This is a genomic window from Methylobacterium sp. Leaf113, assembly GCF_001423325.1.
Lineage (GTDB): Bacteria > Pseudomonadota > Alphaproteobacteria > Rhizobiales > Beijerinckiaceae > Methylobacterium.
This window is the reverse complement of the sequence record NZ_LMNJ01000001.1, coordinates 263226-277767: the sequence shown is the minus strand read 5'-3', so window position 1 is coordinate 277767 and position 14542 is coordinate 263226. Positions and strand designations below refer to the sequence as shown.

13 protein-coding genes are annotated in these 14542 nt (G+C 72.5%); 10 read left to right on the top strand and 3 right to left on the bottom strand.

Annotation, left to right across the window (positions count from 1 at the left end; genetic code table 11):
• Genes cobN through cobJ form a run of 5 tightly spaced genes read left to right on the top strand, consistent with a single transcriptional unit; the run spans position 1 to position 6890 of the window.
• Positions 1-3333 (top strand): cobaltochelatase subunit CobN, encoded by a 3333-nt coding sequence (gene cobN, locus ASF60_RS01285; RefSeq protein ID WP_056179063.1) that lies wholly within the window; start codon positions 1-3, stop codon positions 3331-3333.
• Positions 3330-4703: a precorrin-3B synthase gene (gene cobG / locus ASF60_RS01280; RefSeq protein WP_056179060.1), complete on the top strand. Its 1374-nt coding sequence runs from the start codon at positions 3330-3332 to the stop codon at positions 4701-4703. The genes cobN and cobG overlap by 4 nt, the downstream gene beginning before the upstream one ends.
• Entirely contained in the window at positions 4700-5332 is a 633-nt protein-coding gene (locus ASF60_RS01275; RefSeq protein WP_056179056.1) for a precorrin-8X methylmutase, read from the top strand. Before cobG ends, ASF60_RS01275 begins: the two co-directional genes overlap by 4 nt.
• Positions 5333-5343: 11 nt before the next feature.
• Positions 5344-6135, top strand: a complete 792-nt coding sequence (locus tag ASF60_RS01270) for a precorrin-2 C(20)-methyltransferase (protein WP_056179053.1) — start codon at positions 5344-5346, stop codon at positions 6133-6135.
• Positions 6132-6890 (top strand): precorrin-3B C(17)-methyltransferase, encoded by a 759-nt coding sequence (gene cobJ / locus ASF60_RS01265; protein ID WP_056179050.1) that lies wholly within the window; start codon positions 6132-6134, stop codon positions 6888-6890. Before ASF60_RS01270 ends, cobJ begins: the two co-directional genes overlap by 4 nt.
• A 20-nt stretch (positions 6891-6910) precedes the next feature.
• Here the strand turns inward: cobJ and ASF60_RS01260 are convergent, their stop codons facing one another.
• Complete coding sequence (locus tag ASF60_RS01260; protein ID WP_056179047.1) at positions 6911-7657, bottom strand: cobalt-precorrin-6A reductase; 747 nt, start codon at positions 7655-7657, stop codon at positions 6911-6913.
• 13 nt (positions 7658-7670) lie between these two features.
• Between ASF60_RS01260 and ASF60_RS01255 the strand changes: the two genes are divergently transcribed.
• From ASF60_RS01255 to ASF60_RS01240, 4 genes are read left to right on the top strand one after another with little or no spacing between them, the layout of a single operon-like run.
• Positions 7671-8909 carry a bifunctional cobalt-precorrin-7 (C(5))-methyltransferase/cobalt-precorrin-6B (C(15))-methyltransferase gene (locus ASF60_RS01255; protein ID WP_056180000.1) on the top strand — a complete coding sequence of 413 codons (1239 nt, stop codon included), beginning with the start codon at positions 7671-7673 and terminating at the stop codon, positions 8907-8909.
• A complete protein-coding gene (locus ASF60_RS01250; RefSeq protein ID WP_082507674.1) occupies positions 8909-9406 on the top strand; it encodes a cobalamin biosynthesis protein in 498 nt (165 codons plus the stop codon). The genes ASF60_RS01255 and ASF60_RS01250 overlap by 1 nt, the downstream gene beginning before the upstream one ends.
• A complete protein-coding gene (gene cobM / locus ASF60_RS01245) occupies positions 9403-10215 on the top strand; it encodes a precorrin-4 C(11)-methyltransferase (protein ID WP_056179044.1) in 813 nt (270 codons plus the stop codon). The genes ASF60_RS01250 and cobM overlap by 4 nt, the downstream gene beginning before the upstream one ends.
• Entirely contained in the window at positions 10212-11522 is a 1311-nt protein-coding gene (locus tag ASF60_RS01240; RefSeq protein WP_056179041.1) for a cobyrinate a,c-diamide synthase, read from the top strand. The genes cobM and ASF60_RS01240 overlap by 4 nt, the downstream gene beginning before the upstream one ends.
• A 17-nt stretch (positions 11523-11539) precedes the next feature.
• Here ASF60_RS01240 and ASF60_RS01235 read toward each other — a convergent pair whose 3' ends face one another.
• Positions 11540-11944, bottom strand: a complete 405-nt coding sequence (locus ASF60_RS01235) for a helix-turn-helix domain-containing protein (protein WP_056179038.1) — start codon at positions 11942-11944, stop codon at positions 11540-11542.
• A gap of 485 nt (positions 11945-12429) precedes the next feature.
• Between ASF60_RS01235 and ASF60_RS01230 the strand changes: the two genes are divergently transcribed.
• On the top strand, positions 12430-12765 hold the full coding sequence (locus ASF60_RS01230; protein ID WP_056179034.1) for an antibiotic biosynthesis monooxygenase family protein: 336 nt from the start codon (positions 12430-12432) through the stop codon (positions 12763-12765).
• 87 nt (positions 12766-12852) lie between these two features.
• On the opposite strand, the gene ASF60_RS01225 is transcribed toward ASF60_RS01230, so the two are convergent.
• Positions 12853-14055, bottom strand: a complete 1203-nt coding sequence (locus ASF60_RS01225; protein WP_056179993.1) for an MFS transporter — start codon at positions 14053-14055, stop codon at positions 12853-12855.
• Positions 14056-14542 lie beyond the last annotated feature (487 nt).

Below are 14542 nucleotides of genomic sequence, written 5' to 3'. Positions count from 1 at the left end.
ATGCACCTGATCCGCATCGATACGGTCTCCCTCGACGAGGGTGAAGCCGCGGTCGATCTCGGTCAGGCGCCGGGCGACATCGTCTTCCTGTCCTTCACCGATTCCGACCTGTTCGGCATGGGTCAGGCCTTCGCGAAAACCTTTCCGGCGGGTTCGCCCGAAGCGCCGACCCTGCGGCTGGCCAAGCTCGCGAAGCTGCGCCACCCGATGTCGGTCGACCTCTACGTCGATGCGGTGATCGCCAAGGCGCTGATCGTCGTCATCCGCTGCCTCGGCGGCCTCGATTACTGGCGCTACGGCATCGAGCGCGCGAGCGCGGCGGCGCGGGCCAACGACGTGATCCTGGTGGTGCTGCCGGGCGACGACCGGCCCGACCCGCGCCTCGACGGCTTCTCCACACGGCCGGACCTGGCTCCGGACCTCGACGCCTATTTCCGGGCCGGCGGCGCGGAAAACCTGCGCCGCCTGATCGGACGCCTCGCCGCCGAGATCGGATCGGCCGGGCCGGTCGAGCCGCCGCTGCCCCTGCCGCGCGGCTTCATTGCATGCCCCGGCTGCGGTCCCGTCGACGACGCGCAGGCGCTCGCGGCCGGGCGGCCGTTCCAGGCCCTTCCGGCCGAGGCGCCGCTGGCGCTGGTGGTGGTCTATCGCTCCAGCGTCCTGTCCGGCGACACCGTGCCGATTGCCGCGCTCGGTGCAGCGCTCCAGGCGCGCGGCCTCGCCGTGATGGCCGTGGCGGTGTCGAGCCTGAAGGACCCGGCCGCGACGAAGCCCCTGCGGACGGCGATCGCCGCGCACGGTCCCGCCATCGTGATCGCCGCCACCGCCTTCTCGGCGCGGGAGGACGCGGGCTTCGTCCTTGATGCCGCCGATTGCCCGGTCCTCCAGGCCTTCAGCATCGGTGCGGCGCGCGACGCCTGGGCCGCCTCCGCCCGCGGCATGGGCGCGGCCGATCTCGCCATGCAGGTCGCCCTGCCGGAATTCGACGGGCGCCTCTCCGGATTCCCGATCGGGTTCAAGGAGGAAGGTCCGGAGAGCCAGGGATTCGCCGAGCGCCGGGCCGTGCCGCATGCGGACGGCATCGCGGCCTTGGCCGACAGAGCCGCCGCCTGGGTCCGCCTGGCCCGCCTCCCCCGCACGGAACGCCGGCTCGCCCTGGTGCTCTCGGATTATCCGGCGCGCGGCGGGCGCGCGGGCTTCGCGGTCGGCCTCGACACCCCGGAGAGCGCGCGCGCGATCGTGGCGGATCTGGCCGAGGCCGGCTACGCGGTCGGCGACCTGCCGGAGAGCGATGCGCTGATGCGGGCGCTCACCCGGGGGCCGAAGGATTGCGTCGTGTCCCTCGACGCCTATCGGACCTGGCTCGGCACGCTGCCGGACGACGCCCGCGCGGCCGTCGATGCCGAATGGGGGCCGCCGGAGGCCGACCCGGCCTGCCGGGACGGGGCCTTCCGCTTCGGGACCGTGCAGGCGGGGGCCATCGCGCTGTTCCTCCAGCCCGATCGCGGGCGGGCGGCGGACCGCAAGGCCGCCTATCACGACCCCGACGCGGTCCCGACCCACGCCTACCTCGCCTTCCACCTCGGGCTGCGCACCCGGTTCGATGCCCTGATCCATCTCGGCACCCACGGCACCACGGAGTGGCTGCCCGGCAAGGCCGTGGCGCTCTCGCCTGCGTGCTGGCCGGCGCGTTCCATCGGGGCGCTGCCGGTGGTCTATCCCTTCATCGTCGACGATCCGGGCGAGGCGGCTCCGCTGAAGCGGCGTCTCGGCGGCATCGCCCTCGGCCACCTGACGCCGCAGACCGGCGTGACCGGGCTCGACCCCGACGCCGCGCGCCTGCGTGACCTCGTCGAGGAATATTCCGACGCCAGCGTGCTCGATCCGCGCCGCGCCGCGATCCTGGCGCGGACCATTCTCGACGAGGCCGCTTCGGCCGGCCTGCTCACCGGCGCCGGGATCGATACCGGCACGCCGATGCCGGATGCGCTGGCGGCCCTCGACGCGCATCTGTGCGACCTCGGCGAAGTCACCGCCCGCGACGGGCTGCACGTGTTCGGCCGAGCCGGAGCGGAATCCCCGGACGACGTGGCGGCCTGCGCCGAGGGCGAGCGCCTCGGCCTGCTGCGCGCCCTCGACGGCCGTTTCGTGCCCCCCGGTCCCGCCGGCTCGCCGTCGCGCGGACGCACCGACGTGATGCCTACGGGCCGCAACCTCGCCACTCTCGATCCACGCAGCCTTCCGACCCGGGCCGCCACCCTGCTGGGGGCCAAGGCCGCCGACGCGGTGGTCCTGCGCTACCTGCAGGACGAGGGCGCCTATCCGGCCCGGATCGTGATGGACCTCTGGGCCTCGCCCACCCTGCGCACGGGCGGCGAGGACATCGCCCATGCGCTGGCGCTGATGGGCGTTCGCCCGGTCTGGGACCATGCCTCCACCCGCGTCACCGGCTTCGAGGTGCTGCCCCTGGCGCTCCTCGACCGTCCGCGCATCGACGTGACGGTGCGGGTGTCCGGCGCGTTTCGCGACACCTTCCCGGAAACCCTGTCGCTGCTGGCCCGCGCCGCCGCGGCGGTGGCTTCGCGGGACGAGGAGGACGACGAGAACCCCCTCGCGGCCGCTCGCCGCCGCGGCGAGGCGGCGTCCCGCGTCTTCGGCGCGGCCCCTGGGCGCTACGGTGCCGGAGCCGGCGGGCTCGCCCTCGACGGGGCCTGGGACAGCCGCGACGATCTCGGGCGCGCCTATCTCGACGCCACCTCCTACGCCTATGGCGGCGCGACGGACGAGGCGGATGCGGGCTTCGCCGAACGCGTCGCCCGGGCCGATGCCTACGTGCACGCCTTCGACGTGGCCGAGCGCGACCTTCTCGACGGCGACGCCGCCGTGGAGGCGATGGGCGGGTTCTCGGCCGCCGCCGCGCTGACGGGGGGAACCCCGGCCCTCTACAGCCTCGACGTCGCGACGCCCGAGACGCCGAAGGCCCGCACCGCCCGCGAGGACGCCGCCCGGCTGATCCGGGGACGCCTCGCCCATCCGCGCTGGATCGCGGCGCAGCTCCGGCACGGCTATCGCGGGGCCCAGGACCTGGCGCAGGGCGTCGATGCCGTGTTCGTGCTCGCCGCGGCCACCGACGCGGTCTCCCATGCCGATCTCGACCGGCTCTACGGCGCGATGGTGGCCGATCTCGACACCTTCGAGACCCTGCGGGCGGCCAATCCGGAGGCGGCCCGCGCCATCCTGGAGCGCTTCGACGACCTGCGCCGGCGCGGCCTGTGGCAGACCCGGCGCAACGCCATGGCGGCGGACGAATTGCTGCGCGAGGCGGCCGAATGAGCGTGCCCTATCGCGTGGCCCCCCAAACGCCGGGCCGGCGCGTGTCCCCGGAGGCCCCGAGCCGCCGCGGCTGGTGCCCGAGCCTCGCCCGGCCGATGCCCACCGGCGACGGCCTGCTCGCCCGCGTCCACCCGCCCCTCGGTCGCCTCACCCCCGCCCAGGCCCGGGCGGTGGCGGACGGCGCGCGCCGCTTCGGCAACGGCCATATCGACGTGACGGCACGGGCCAACCTGCAGGTCCGCGGCGTCACCGAGGCGACCCGGTGCGGCCTCGCCGAGAGGCTGGAAGCGGCCGGGCTCGGCGATGTGCGCCATGACGGAGGGCCTCAGCGCCTGACCCTGACCACGCCGCTCGCCGGGCTCGAACCGGATGCGGGCGCCGATGTCCCCGCGCTCGCGCGGAAGATCGAGGCGATCGGGCTGGCGATTTCCGGGCTGCCGCCGAAGACCCTGGTGGCCGTCGAGTCGGCCGCAGGCGGGATCACCCTCGGCGCGGCGGAGGCCGATCTTCATCTCGTCGCCACGCGAGAGGGCTTGGCGCTGCATCTTGCCGGCGACGCGGCGAGGTGGGGTCTTTCCGGCGCGGAGGCCTTGGTCGTCGTGGATGCGGTCCTGCGCCTCCTGGCTGCGAGCGGGCAGCGCCGGATGCGGGATGTCCCGGCCGAGACGCGCAGGCACGGCCTGGAGCAATTCGGCCTGCGCCGGGTTCCGCCCTCCTTCGAAAGGTCCGGCCCGCGCCCGGGCGTATTCGCCCTGAATTCCGACCGTCCGGCATCCGCCGACCCGGTCGTGTCCCGTTCGCCAGCGGATGGTGCCCGCGCTCTCCTTGTCGATGCCCCCTTTGGGCGCTGCAGGGCCGATGCCCTCGACAAGCTCGCCGATACGGCGGCCGCCGCCGGCGCCGACGGGTTGCGCCTGTCGCCGACGCGCGGCTTCCTTCTCGTCTGCTCCAAGGTCAGTGCCGCCGAGACCGCGCGCGAAACCCTGGCCGCGGCCGGCTTTCTGACCCGGGCCGACGATCCGCGCGGCGCGGTGGCCGCCTGTCCGGGCGCCCCGGCCTGCGCCTCCGGCTCGACGCCGACCCTGGACGACGCCGCCCGCCTGGCGGAGGCGTTCCGGTCCTTCGCCACGCGGGGCCTGCGCGCCCATGTCTCGGGCTGCGCCAAGGGCTGCGCCCATCCGGGAGCGGCCGACCTCACCCTGGTGGGGCGCCACGGGCTCTACGACGTGGTGATCTCCGGCCGGCCCGATGCCTTGCCGGCGACGCACCTCCCTTTCGAGGCCGCGCTGGAGCGCGTAAGGAGGGCGGATTCGGCATCGTCTCTCGCCCAGATCTTCCCGCACCCTTCGCCAGGACCCGGACCGTCATGAGTTCCCGCCTCGACTACCTGCGTGACGGAGGGGAAATCTATGCCCGCTCCTTCGCGATGATCCGGGCGGAGGCCGATCTCGCGCGCTTCCAGGGCATTGCCGAGCGGGTCGTGGTGCGGATGATCCACGCCTGCGGCATGACCGACCTGCCCCGCGACGTGGAGGCCTCCGAGGATTTCGCCCGGGCCGGCGAGGCCGCCCTGAAGGCCGGCGCGCCGATCCTGTGCGACGTCCGCATGGTCGCCGATGGCGTCACCCGGGCGCGGTTGCCGGCCGACAACCGGGTGATCTGCACCCTGAGCGATCCGCGCGTGCCCGCCATGGCCGCCGCCATGGGCACCACCCGCTCGGCCGCCGCCATGGAATTGTGGCGCGAGCACCTGCCCGGCAGCGTGGTGGCGGTGGGCAACGCCCCGACCTCGCTGTTCCGGCTCCTCGAACTCCTCGACGAGGGCGTGGCCCCTCCCGCCGCCGTCATCGGCATCCCGGTCGGCTTCATTGGGGCGGCGGAATCGAAGGAGGCCCTGGCGCGCGACGGCCGGGTGCCCTTCATCGTGGTGCACGGACGGCGCGGCGGCAGCGCCATGACGGCGGCGGCCGTCAACGCGCTCGCGCAAGAGATCGAGTGAGAGATCGAGTGATGGACGCGAGCGAGGGGCTTCCCCCCGAGGCGGCGGAGCGCACCGAGATGCCCCGCCTGGCGACCACCGGCACCCTGTTCGGCGTCGGCATGGGGCCGGGTGAGCCGGATTACCTCACCGTCCGCGCCGTACGGGTGCTGGAGCGGGCGCCGGTGCTGGTGCATTTCTGCAAGAAGGGCCGGCGCGGCAATGCCCGCACCATCGCGGACGCGGTGGTGGCCGCCGAGCCGGCGCGCGAGTGCCCGCTGGTCTATCCCTACACCACCGAGCTTCACCCCGAGCATCCCGACTACGTCGCGGCGTTGGCCGCCTTCTACGACGACGCGGCCGCCCGCCTCGCCGACCATCTCGGCGCGGGCCGGGACGTGGCGATCCTGTCGGAGGGCGATCCGTTCTTCTACGGCTCGTTCATGCACCTGTGGCGCCGCCTCAAGGACCGCTTCCCCGTGGAGGTGGTGCCCGGGGTCACCGGCATGTCCGGCTGCTGGACCCGGGCCGGAACCCCGATCACCTGGGGCGACGACGTGCTCACCGTGCTGCCCGCCACCCTGGCGCAGGCCGACCTGGTGGAGCGACTGCGCGCCACCGACGCCGCCGTGCTGATGAAGCTCGGCCGGCACCTGCCCAAGGTGCGGGCGGCGCTGGCCGAAGCCGGCGTGCTGGAGCGCGCGGTCTATGTCGAGCGCGGCACCATGGCGGGCGAGCGGGTGATCGCGCTCAAGGACAAGCCCGACGACGACGCGCCCTACTTCTCGATGGTCCTGCTGCCCGGCGAGGGGCGCCGCCCGTGAGCGGTTCGCTGACGGTGATCGGTCTCGGACCCGGCGATCCGCGCCTGCTGACGGCAGCGGCCCAGGCCGCCCTGGACCAGGCCGAGGACCTGATCGGCTACATCCCCTACGTCGCCCGGGTTCCCGAGCGGCCGGGCCTGATGCGCCATGCCAGCGACAACCGGGTCGAGGTCGACCGGGCGCGCCACGCTCTCGAACTGGCCGCCTCCGGCCGGCGCGTGGCCGTGGTCTCCGGCGGCGATCCCGGCGTCTTCGCCATGGCGGCCGCCGTTTTCGAGGCGGTGGAGGCCGGCGACCCGGCCTGGGCCAGCCTCCCCATTACGGTCGAGCCCGGCATCACCGCCATGCTGGCGGCCGCGGCCAGGCTCGGCGCGCCGCTCGGCGGCGATTTCTGCGCGATGTCCCTGTCGGACAACCTCAAGCCCTGGGAGGTCATCACCGCCCGGCTGGAGGCCGTGCTGCAGGCGGATTTCGTGGTGTCCCTCTACAACCCGATCTCCTCGGCCCGGCCCTGGCAGCTCGGCCGGGCCCTCGATCTGGCGGCCGGAATCCGGCGCGGCGACACACCGGTGGTGTTCGCCCGCGCGGTCTCGCGCCCCGACGAGGCGATCCGGATCCTCACCCTCGATCAGGCCCGGGACACCACCGCCGACATGGCCACCGTGGTGATCATCGGCGCTTCGGCGACCCGGCTGATCCCGCGCGGCGACGCCACGCCCTTCGTCTACACGCCGCGCAGCGTGCCGGCCGCGTGATGCGCAGGGCGGCGCAGGCCTCAGAGGATGGCGATCCGATCCAGCGCGGCCGTCACGTCCGGCACGCTCGGCACCTCCGGTTTGTGCGGTCTGGCGACCATGATCACCGGCAGCCCGAGCGACCGCGCGGCGGCAATCTTGCCGTAGGTGGCGCTGCCGCCGGAATTCTTCGAGACCAGGACCTCGATCGCGCTCCCGGACAGGAACGCCGCCTCGGCGGCCTCGTCGAAGGGGCCGCGAGCCTGGATCGTGCTCAGGCGCGGCACCGCCAGATCGACGCTCTCGATAGCGCGGACGACGTAGTCGTGCTGGGGCGCGGCCGCGAAGGCCGCCACCTCCTGACGCCCGATGGTGAGGAAGACCCGGCGCGGCGCGGGGCCAAGCGCTCGGGCTGCGGCCTCCATGTCGGGCACCTCCGTCCAGTGGTCGCCGGACACCGGTTGCCAAGCCGGACGCCGGATCGCCAGCAGGCGCGTGCCGGTGCGGGCACAGGCCTCGGCGGCGTTGGCGCTCATCCGGGCCGCGAAGGGATGGGTCGCGTCGACCACCAGATCGGTGCGGTCCTGGGCCAGCCACGCGGCCAAGCCATCCGCGCCGCCGAACCCGCCGATCCGGGTCGGCACCGGCTCCGCCTTCGGCTGGCTGGTACGGCCGGCGAGCGACAGAGTGACGGCGTGGCGGTCTCCGCACGCCAGCAATCCGCGCACCAGCGCGCCGGCCTCGCCGGTGCCGCCCAGGATCAGAATCCGCATGCTTTCGCCGTCCATGGGGGCGTTCTCCATGACCGATGACACCGAGTCCACCCCGCGGCCGGCGGCGCCCTGGCTGACCATCGTGGGCCTCGGCGAGGACGGACGCGCGGGCCTGAGCCCCGCCGCCAGCGCGGCCCTCGACGGCGCAAGCCTGATCTATGGCGGGCGCCGGCACCTCGCCTTGGCGGCGCCTCTGGCGGCCGAGACGCGGATCTGGCCCAGCCCGATCGCCGAGGCCTATCCGGGTCTGCTCGCCCGGCGCGGAACACCGACCTGCATCCTCGCCACCGGGGACCCGTTCCACTACGGCATCGGCGCCGAAATCGCCCGCCTGGTTCCGGCCGACGAGATGCGGGTTTTTCCGCATCCGTCCGCCTTCAGCCTCGCCTGCGCCCGCCTCGGCTGGCCGATGGCCGAGACCGCTTGCCTGACCCTGCACGGCCGGGCGCTGCCCCGGCTGATCCCGCATCTCCAGCCCGGTGCCCGCCTCCTGGTCCTGACCTGGGACGGGACGACGCCGGGGGCGGTCGCCAGCCTGCTGCGCGAGCGCGGCCTCGGCGCCTCCCGCCTGACCGTCCTGGAGGCCATGGGGGGCGCGCGGGAACGCCGCCGCAGCGCCCTGGCTGACGGTTTCGCCTTTCAGGAGATCGACCCCCTCAACACCCTGGGCATCGAGGTCGTGGGATCGCCCGAAGCCCGGGTCGTCGGCTTGAGTCCCGGCCTCGACGATGCCTGGTTCGAGAATGACGGCCAGCTCACCAAGGCCGACATCCGGGCCGTGACGCTGGCCGCCCTGCGTCCGCGCGTCGGCCAGACCCTGTGGGACATCGGCGCCGGGGCCGGCTCGATCTCGATCGAGTGGATGCTGCGCCATCCGAGCCTCAAGGCCGTCGCCATCGAGGGCAGCCCGGTCCGGGCCGCCCGTATCGCCCGCAACGCCGACCGGCTCGGCGTACCGGACCTGCGGGTGGTCGAGGGCCGGGCCCCCGACGCGCTTGCCGGATTGCCCGAACCCGACACCGTGTTCGTCGGCGGCGGCATCACCGTGCCGGGCGTCCTCGATACGGCTCGGGCCGCCCTGCGCCCCGGCGGACGCCTCGTCGCCAACGTGGTCACCCTCGAGGGGGAGGCGGTGCTGCTCGCGGCCTTCGCGCGCCAGGGCGGCAGCCTCAAGCGCCTCGCGGTCGCCCATGCGGATCCGGTCGGGCCTCTGCACGGCTGGCGCAGCGCCATGCCGGTGACGCAGTGGAGCTGGGTGAAGGCCTGATGCCGGGCGATTCCGGCCCGCCCCATCCCAATGCGCCCCATCCCGGCCCACCTCTTGCCGGCCCACTTCATGCCGACCCTCCTCATGCCCGTGCGCCCGACCTCATCGCCGGGATCGGCTTCCGCCGCGCGACCCCGGCCGATGAGATCCTCGCGCTGGTGGCACGGGCCTGCGACGCGGCCGGAGTGCCGCTCGCTCGCGTGGCCCGCCTCGCCACCGCGGCCGACCGGGCCGGGGAGCCCCCGATCCGCAGCGTCGCCGACGCCCTAGGCCGTCCCCTCGACGCCATCCCGTCCGAAGCCATGATCGCCGTCGACGCGCAGGTATCCACCCGCTCGCCGCGGATCGAGGCCTCGCGCCGAGTCGGCTCGGTGGCGGAAGCCGCGGCTTTGGCCGCCGCCGGGGTCGGGGCGACCCTGGTGGTGCGGCGAATCGCCAGCGCCGGAGCGACCTGCGCCCTTGCGCTTCGCGCACAATCCGTCACGCAGGGCTCATGACCGTTCACTTCATCGGCGCCGGTCCGGGCGCGGCCGACCTCATCACCGTGCGCGGGCGCGATCTCATCGCGCGCTGCCCCGTCTGCCTCCATGCCGGCTCGCTGGTGGCGCCCGAAATCCTGGGCTGGTGCCCGCCGGGCGCGCGCATCGTCGACACGGCCCCCCTCGACCTCGACGCCATCGTGGCCGAATGCGCGGCCGCCCACGCGGCGGGCCACGACGTGGCGCGCCTGCATTCGGGCGACCTGTCGATCTGGAGCGCCCTGGCCGAGCAGACCCGCCGGCTCGCGCAGGCCGGCATTCCCTTCACGGTGACGCCGGGCGTGCCGTCCTTCGCAGCCGCCGCCGCGCTGCTGCGACGCGAACTCACGGTGCCGGGCCTTGCCCAGTCCGTGGTTCTCACCCGGACCTCGGGGCGGGCCAGCGCCATGCCGGAGCGCGAGACCCTCGCGGCCTTCGCCGCCACCGGCGCGACGCTGGCCCTGCACCTGTCCATCCACGTCATCGACACGGTGGTGGCCGAGCTGACGCCGTTCTACGGCGCCGATTGCCCGGCCGCGGTGGTGTTCCGCGCCACCTGGCCCGACGAGCGCGTGCTGACCGGAACCCTGGCGACCCTGGCGGGCCAGGTGGCGGAGGCCGGCCTGGAGCGAACGGCGCTCATCCTGGTGGGACCCGCGCTCGACCCGGCGGAGTTCCGCGAAAGCGCCCTGTATTCGCCCGATTACGATCGCCGCTTCCGCCCCACCGGCAGTACCGTGCTGGGAGAGCGCGCGGCCGGCTCACCGGCGACGGGAGAGCGCGCATGAGCGTGCCCGGCCTCCTCGTCGCGGCGCCCCGCTCGAGTTCGGGCAAGACCACCGTGACGCTGGCGTTGATGCGGGCGCTGGCCCGGCGCGGACTCGCCGTACGGGGCGCCAAGTGCGGACCGGACTACATCGACCCCGCCTTCCACCAGGCGGCCACCGGGCATCCGAGCTTCAACCTCGACAGCTTCGCCATGCCCGAGCCGATGCTCGATGCGGTGGCGGCCCTGGCGGCCACCGGCGCCGACCTCGTGGTGGCCGAGGGGTCGATGGGGCTGTTCGACGGTATCGTGGCGCATGAGGGCCGGACGGGGGCGAACGCCGACATCGCGGCGCGCTACGGCTGGCCGGTGATCCTCGTCCTCGACGTGTCGGGCGCAGCCCAATCCGCCGCCGCCCTCGCCCTCGGCTGCCGGGCCTACGATCCCCGCATCCACATCGCCGGGGTGGTGCTGAACAAGGTCGCGAGCCCGCGCCATCGCCGTCTCGTGGAGGCGGGCCTGAGCCGCATCGGCATGCCGGTGCTCGGCGCCCTGATGCGCGACGCCAGCCTCGTCCTGCCCGAACGGCATCTCGGCCTCGTCCAGGCCCGCGAGACCAACGACCTCGAGGCTCGCCTCGACCGGCTCGGCGACCTCGCCGAAGCGGGGCTCGACCTCGACGCGATCCTGGCCGCCGCGGCCGGTGCGGCGCCCGGCCCCGGCTCGGGCACCCTGCCCCGGCCGCCGGGCCAGCGCATCGCCCTGGCGTCCGATGCGGCCTTCTCGTTCCTGTACCCGCACATGGAGGCGGGCTGGCGCGCGGCCGGGGCGGAACTGGTCCCGTTCTCACCGCTGGCGGACGAGGCGCCGCCGGCCGATTGCGATGCGTGCTGGCTGCCCGGCGGCTATCCGGAGCTGCATGCCGGCCGTCTGGCGCAGGCCGATCGTTTCCTCGGCGGCCTGCGCGACTTCGCGCAGCATAAGCCGGTCCACGGCGAATGCGGCGGCTACATGGTCCTCGGCGAAAGCCTGGAGGACGCCGCCGGCGTGACGCACGCGATGGCCGGGCTGCTGCCCGTGGCGACGTCCTACAAGGCGCGCCGCCTCCATCTCGGCTACCGGGTCGCGACGCTTCTGGCCGAAGGGTCCCTCGGCGGTGCGGGCGCGCGCCTGGTCGGGCACGAGTTCCACTACGCCAGCGAGCGCAGCGACGCACCGACGCAAGAGACCGGCCTGGCTGCCGTGACCGACGCGGAAGGCGTGCCCCTCGGCATCGCGGGGCACCGGCGCGGCTCCGTCACCGGCAGCTTCTTCCACTGGATCGGGTAGGGCCTCGACGCGAGCCCCTACTCGGCAGCGGCGGCGGGCTCGGGGGCCTGCTTGCCCATCTTGGCGGCGGTGCGCACGATCGCCAGCACGTCGCGGCGCAGTTGATCGTCCTCGATCAGCGCGTAGGCCCGCAGCAACTCGATGGCGCCCTGCGCACTGAGGAAGCCGAAGACGTCCGACTGGGTGCCGCCGACTTCGTCCTCCTCGAAGAACGCCGAGACCGGAACCTCGAGGAGACGGGCGATCTCGCGCAGGCGACCGGCGCCGACGCGGTTCTGGCCCTTCTCATACTTCTGGACCTGCTGGAAGGTGACGCCCACGGCAGTGCCGAGTGCGGTTTGACTGAGGCCGCGCGCCTTGCGCAGTGCGGTGATCCTCAATCCGACGAGGCGATCAACGTCGGTAGTCTGCTTCGGCATCATCTCTCGATTCAGTCCCTAAAGAAATTCCCGCTCGGCCTCGCTCCCGGAAGGGCTGGGAGAATTGAGCGCTTTCGTACAAAGCTGTGCAGGACACCCCAAGCTCATTCATCACGAAACAAAGGCAGTCGAACGTCAATTTCACGAGCTCTGTGAGACTATCCTTGTCTGCCGTCAAATGCCACTGGGCGTTTTACTCCGCATCAGCATCGGACCTGACCATTCTGACAGCTTGACCACAAAGCCGGCACGGATTGCAAGCGCGACGTTGTGATCTCCAAGCCGAGATTCGCTGCATTGCGCTGTCATTCGCAGCACGAAACCCTTCGGCGTCACCTTCGGTAACGACACGGATCGGGGTTCAGGCGGGGCGGCTCCGGCCGCGGCCGCGACGCATGCGCCGAATCCGATGGTCTTTCCCCGGCCGGCGCCCCAGATTCCCTTCGTCGATGGGGACCGCCCCGGACGCCCGAAAACCCAGGTGGATCATGTTTATCGCAATGAATCGCTTCAAAGTCGTCAAGGATGCGACGGAAGATTTCGAGCAGGTCTGGCTCGGTCGTGACAGTCATCTCGGCGAGATGGCGGGCTTCGTCGAGTTCCACCTGCTGCGCGGACCCGAGCACGAGGACCACGTCCTCTATGCGTCGCACACCATCTGGTCGTCGAAAGCCGATTTCGAGGCGTGGACCCGCTCGGAGCAGTTCCGCAAAGCGCATGGCCGCGTGCCCTCGACCAAGCCCCTGTACCTGGGCCATCCGCAATTCGAGGGATTTGAGGCGATCCAGACCGTCGCGCGCCCCGATTCGGAGGCCGCGGCGTAGCGCGCGGGTCCTATTCCCGAGGACGGGGCCCGTCCGCGACCCCGCGCACCTCCGGCGTCGGGCCGGCTGTCGTGGCCGAGACGGGGGTCAGCGGCTGGCGAGGCGCGGCAGCAATGCCGCGCTGAGGCCGATCAGCGGCAGGTAGGCCGAGAGGGCGTAAACGAACTCGATGCTGGTGTGGTCGGCGACTTCGCCCAGGATCGCCGCCCCGAGCCCGCCCATGCCGAAGGCGAAGCCGAAGAACAGGCCGCCGACCAGCCCCACCCGGCCGGGCAGCAGTTCCTGGGCATAGACCAGGATCGCCGGCATCGCCGAGGCCAGGATTGCCCCGATCGGGATCGTCAGCGCCACCGTCCAGGCCAGGTTGGCATGGGGCAGGATCAGCGTGAACGGCAGCACGCCGAGGATCGAGCCCCAGATCACCGGCTTGCGGCCGACGCGATCCCCGATCGGGCCGCCCAGGATGGTGCCAGCGGCGACCGCCCCCAGGAAGACGAACAGGTAGACCTGGGACTGTGCCACCGACACGCCGAAGCGATGGATGAGATAGAACGTGTAGTAGGACGAGAAGCTCGCCATGTAGAAATACTTGGAGAAGATCAGCGTTAGCAGGATCGCGACCGTGGCGACGATGCGGGCGCGCGAGAGCGGCGTGACCGTCCCCGGGCGGGATCGGGCCGGCGCCCGGGCACTGGCGGCGAGCCGGTCCCGGTACCAGCGCCCGACGATGCCGAGGACGATGATGCCGGCGAGCGCGGCCAGGGAGAACCACGCTACGCTGGACTGGCCGTGCGGCACCACGATGAAGGCGGCGAGCAGCGGGCCGAGAGCCGTGCCGGCATTGCCGCCGACCTGGAACACCGATTGGGCAAGCCCGTAGCGCCCGCCGGAGGCGAGGCGGGCGACCCGCGAGGCTTCCGGGTGGAAGATTGCGGAACCGATCCCGACGAGGCCGGCCGCGAGCAGCAGCACGCCGTAGGTCCAGGCCATCGAGAGGAGCAGGAGCCCGACCAGGGAGGCGGCCATGCCGAGGGCCAGGGAGAACGGCATCGAGCGCCGGTCGGTATAGAGCCCGACGACCGGCTGCAGCACCGAGGCGGTGAGCTGGAACACCAGGGTGATGAGGCCGATCTGGCCGAAATCCAGGTGGAAGCTCTGCTTCAGCAGCGGATAGATCGCCGGAAGCAGCGACTGCACCAGGTCGTTGAGGAGGTGCGACAGGCTCAAGGCCGCGAGGATGGCATAAGCCGTCCCTCGGGCGGCGCTGGCTGGAGCCGGCGACGCAGGCATCGACTCGACGGTGTCATTCAGGGTCGGGGACATCGGAATTCCGTCACGCGCCGGGACGACGCACAGGTTTCTTTACCGTCACGCCGCGCAGCCGGAGGGCGCGCAGCAACGGCAATCTCGAGGCCGCCCGGAGACAAACCAAGGTTGCGCCAGAACAGCGCCGACACTATGCGCCGTGCTTGTCCACACCTGACGCGCGAAATCAACCGAAACTCGGCCCCTGTTCATCTCCAGTTGTTTTCTCATCGAGCAGTAGAGACGCCTCCCGGGCAGGCCGGATCGGAATCCCGGTCTGTACAGCGCACAGCCCGGCCGTCTAATCCTGCGGCGTTGCGGCAAGCCATGGTGACTGTCGGGCTGATCGCTCCCGGTGATCTCGAAACACTGCCGAGAAACGTCAGGTCCGGTCTTTGCTGAGTCTATCGCAGAAACCAAGATTGAGTCGCATTTTGTCTCAACTTGGGACAGTCTTCGCATCAGGACGGGA

Bases quoted from the DNA above. Each gene is read 5' to 3' on its own strand.
- cobN (WP_056179063.1), top strand. From the start codon at position 1: ATGCACCTGATCCGCATCGATACGGTCTCCCTCGACGAGGGTGAAGCC.
- cobG (WP_056179060.1), top strand. From the start codon at position 3,330: ATGAGCGTGCCCTATCGCGTGGCCCCCCAAACGCCGGGCCGGCGCGTG.
- ASF60_RS01275 (WP_056179056.1), top strand. From the start codon at position 4,700: ATGAGTTCCCGCCTCGACTACCTGCGTGACGGAGGGGAAATCTATGCC.
- ASF60_RS01270 (WP_056179053.1), top strand. From the start codon at position 5,344: ATGGACGCGAGCGAGGGGCTTCCCCCCGAGGCGGCGGAGCGCACCGAG.
- ASF60_RS01260 (WP_056179047.1), bottom strand. From the start codon at position 7,657: ATGGACGGCGAAAGCATGCGGATTCTGATCCTGGGCGGCACCGGCGAG.
- ASF60_RS01255 (WP_056180000.1), top strand. From the start codon at position 7,671: ATGACCGATGACACCGAGTCCACCCCGCGGCCGGCGGCGCCCTGGCTG.
- ASF60_RS01250 (WP_082507674.1), top strand. From the start codon at position 8,909: ATGCCGGGCGATTCCGGCCCGCCCCATCCCAATGCGCCCCATCCCGGC.
- cobM (WP_056179044.1), top strand. From the start codon at position 9,403: ATGACCGTTCACTTCATCGGCGCCGGTCCGGGCGCGGCCGACCTCATC.
- ASF60_RS01240 (WP_056179041.1), top strand. From the start codon at position 10,212: ATGAGCGTGCCCGGCCTCCTCGTCGCGGCGCCCCGCTCGAGTTCGGGC.
- ASF60_RS01235 (WP_056179038.1), bottom strand. From the start codon at position 11,944: ATGATGCCGAAGCAGACTACCGACGTTGATCGCCTCGTCGGATTGAGG.
- ASF60_RS01230 (WP_056179034.1), top strand. From the start codon at position 12,430: ATGTTTATCGCAATGAATCGCTTCAAAGTCGTCAAGGATGCGACGGAA.
- ASF60_RS01225 (WP_056179993.1), bottom strand. From the start codon at position 14,055: ATGCCTGCGTCGCCGGCTCCAGCCAGCGCCGCCCGAGGGACGGCTTAT.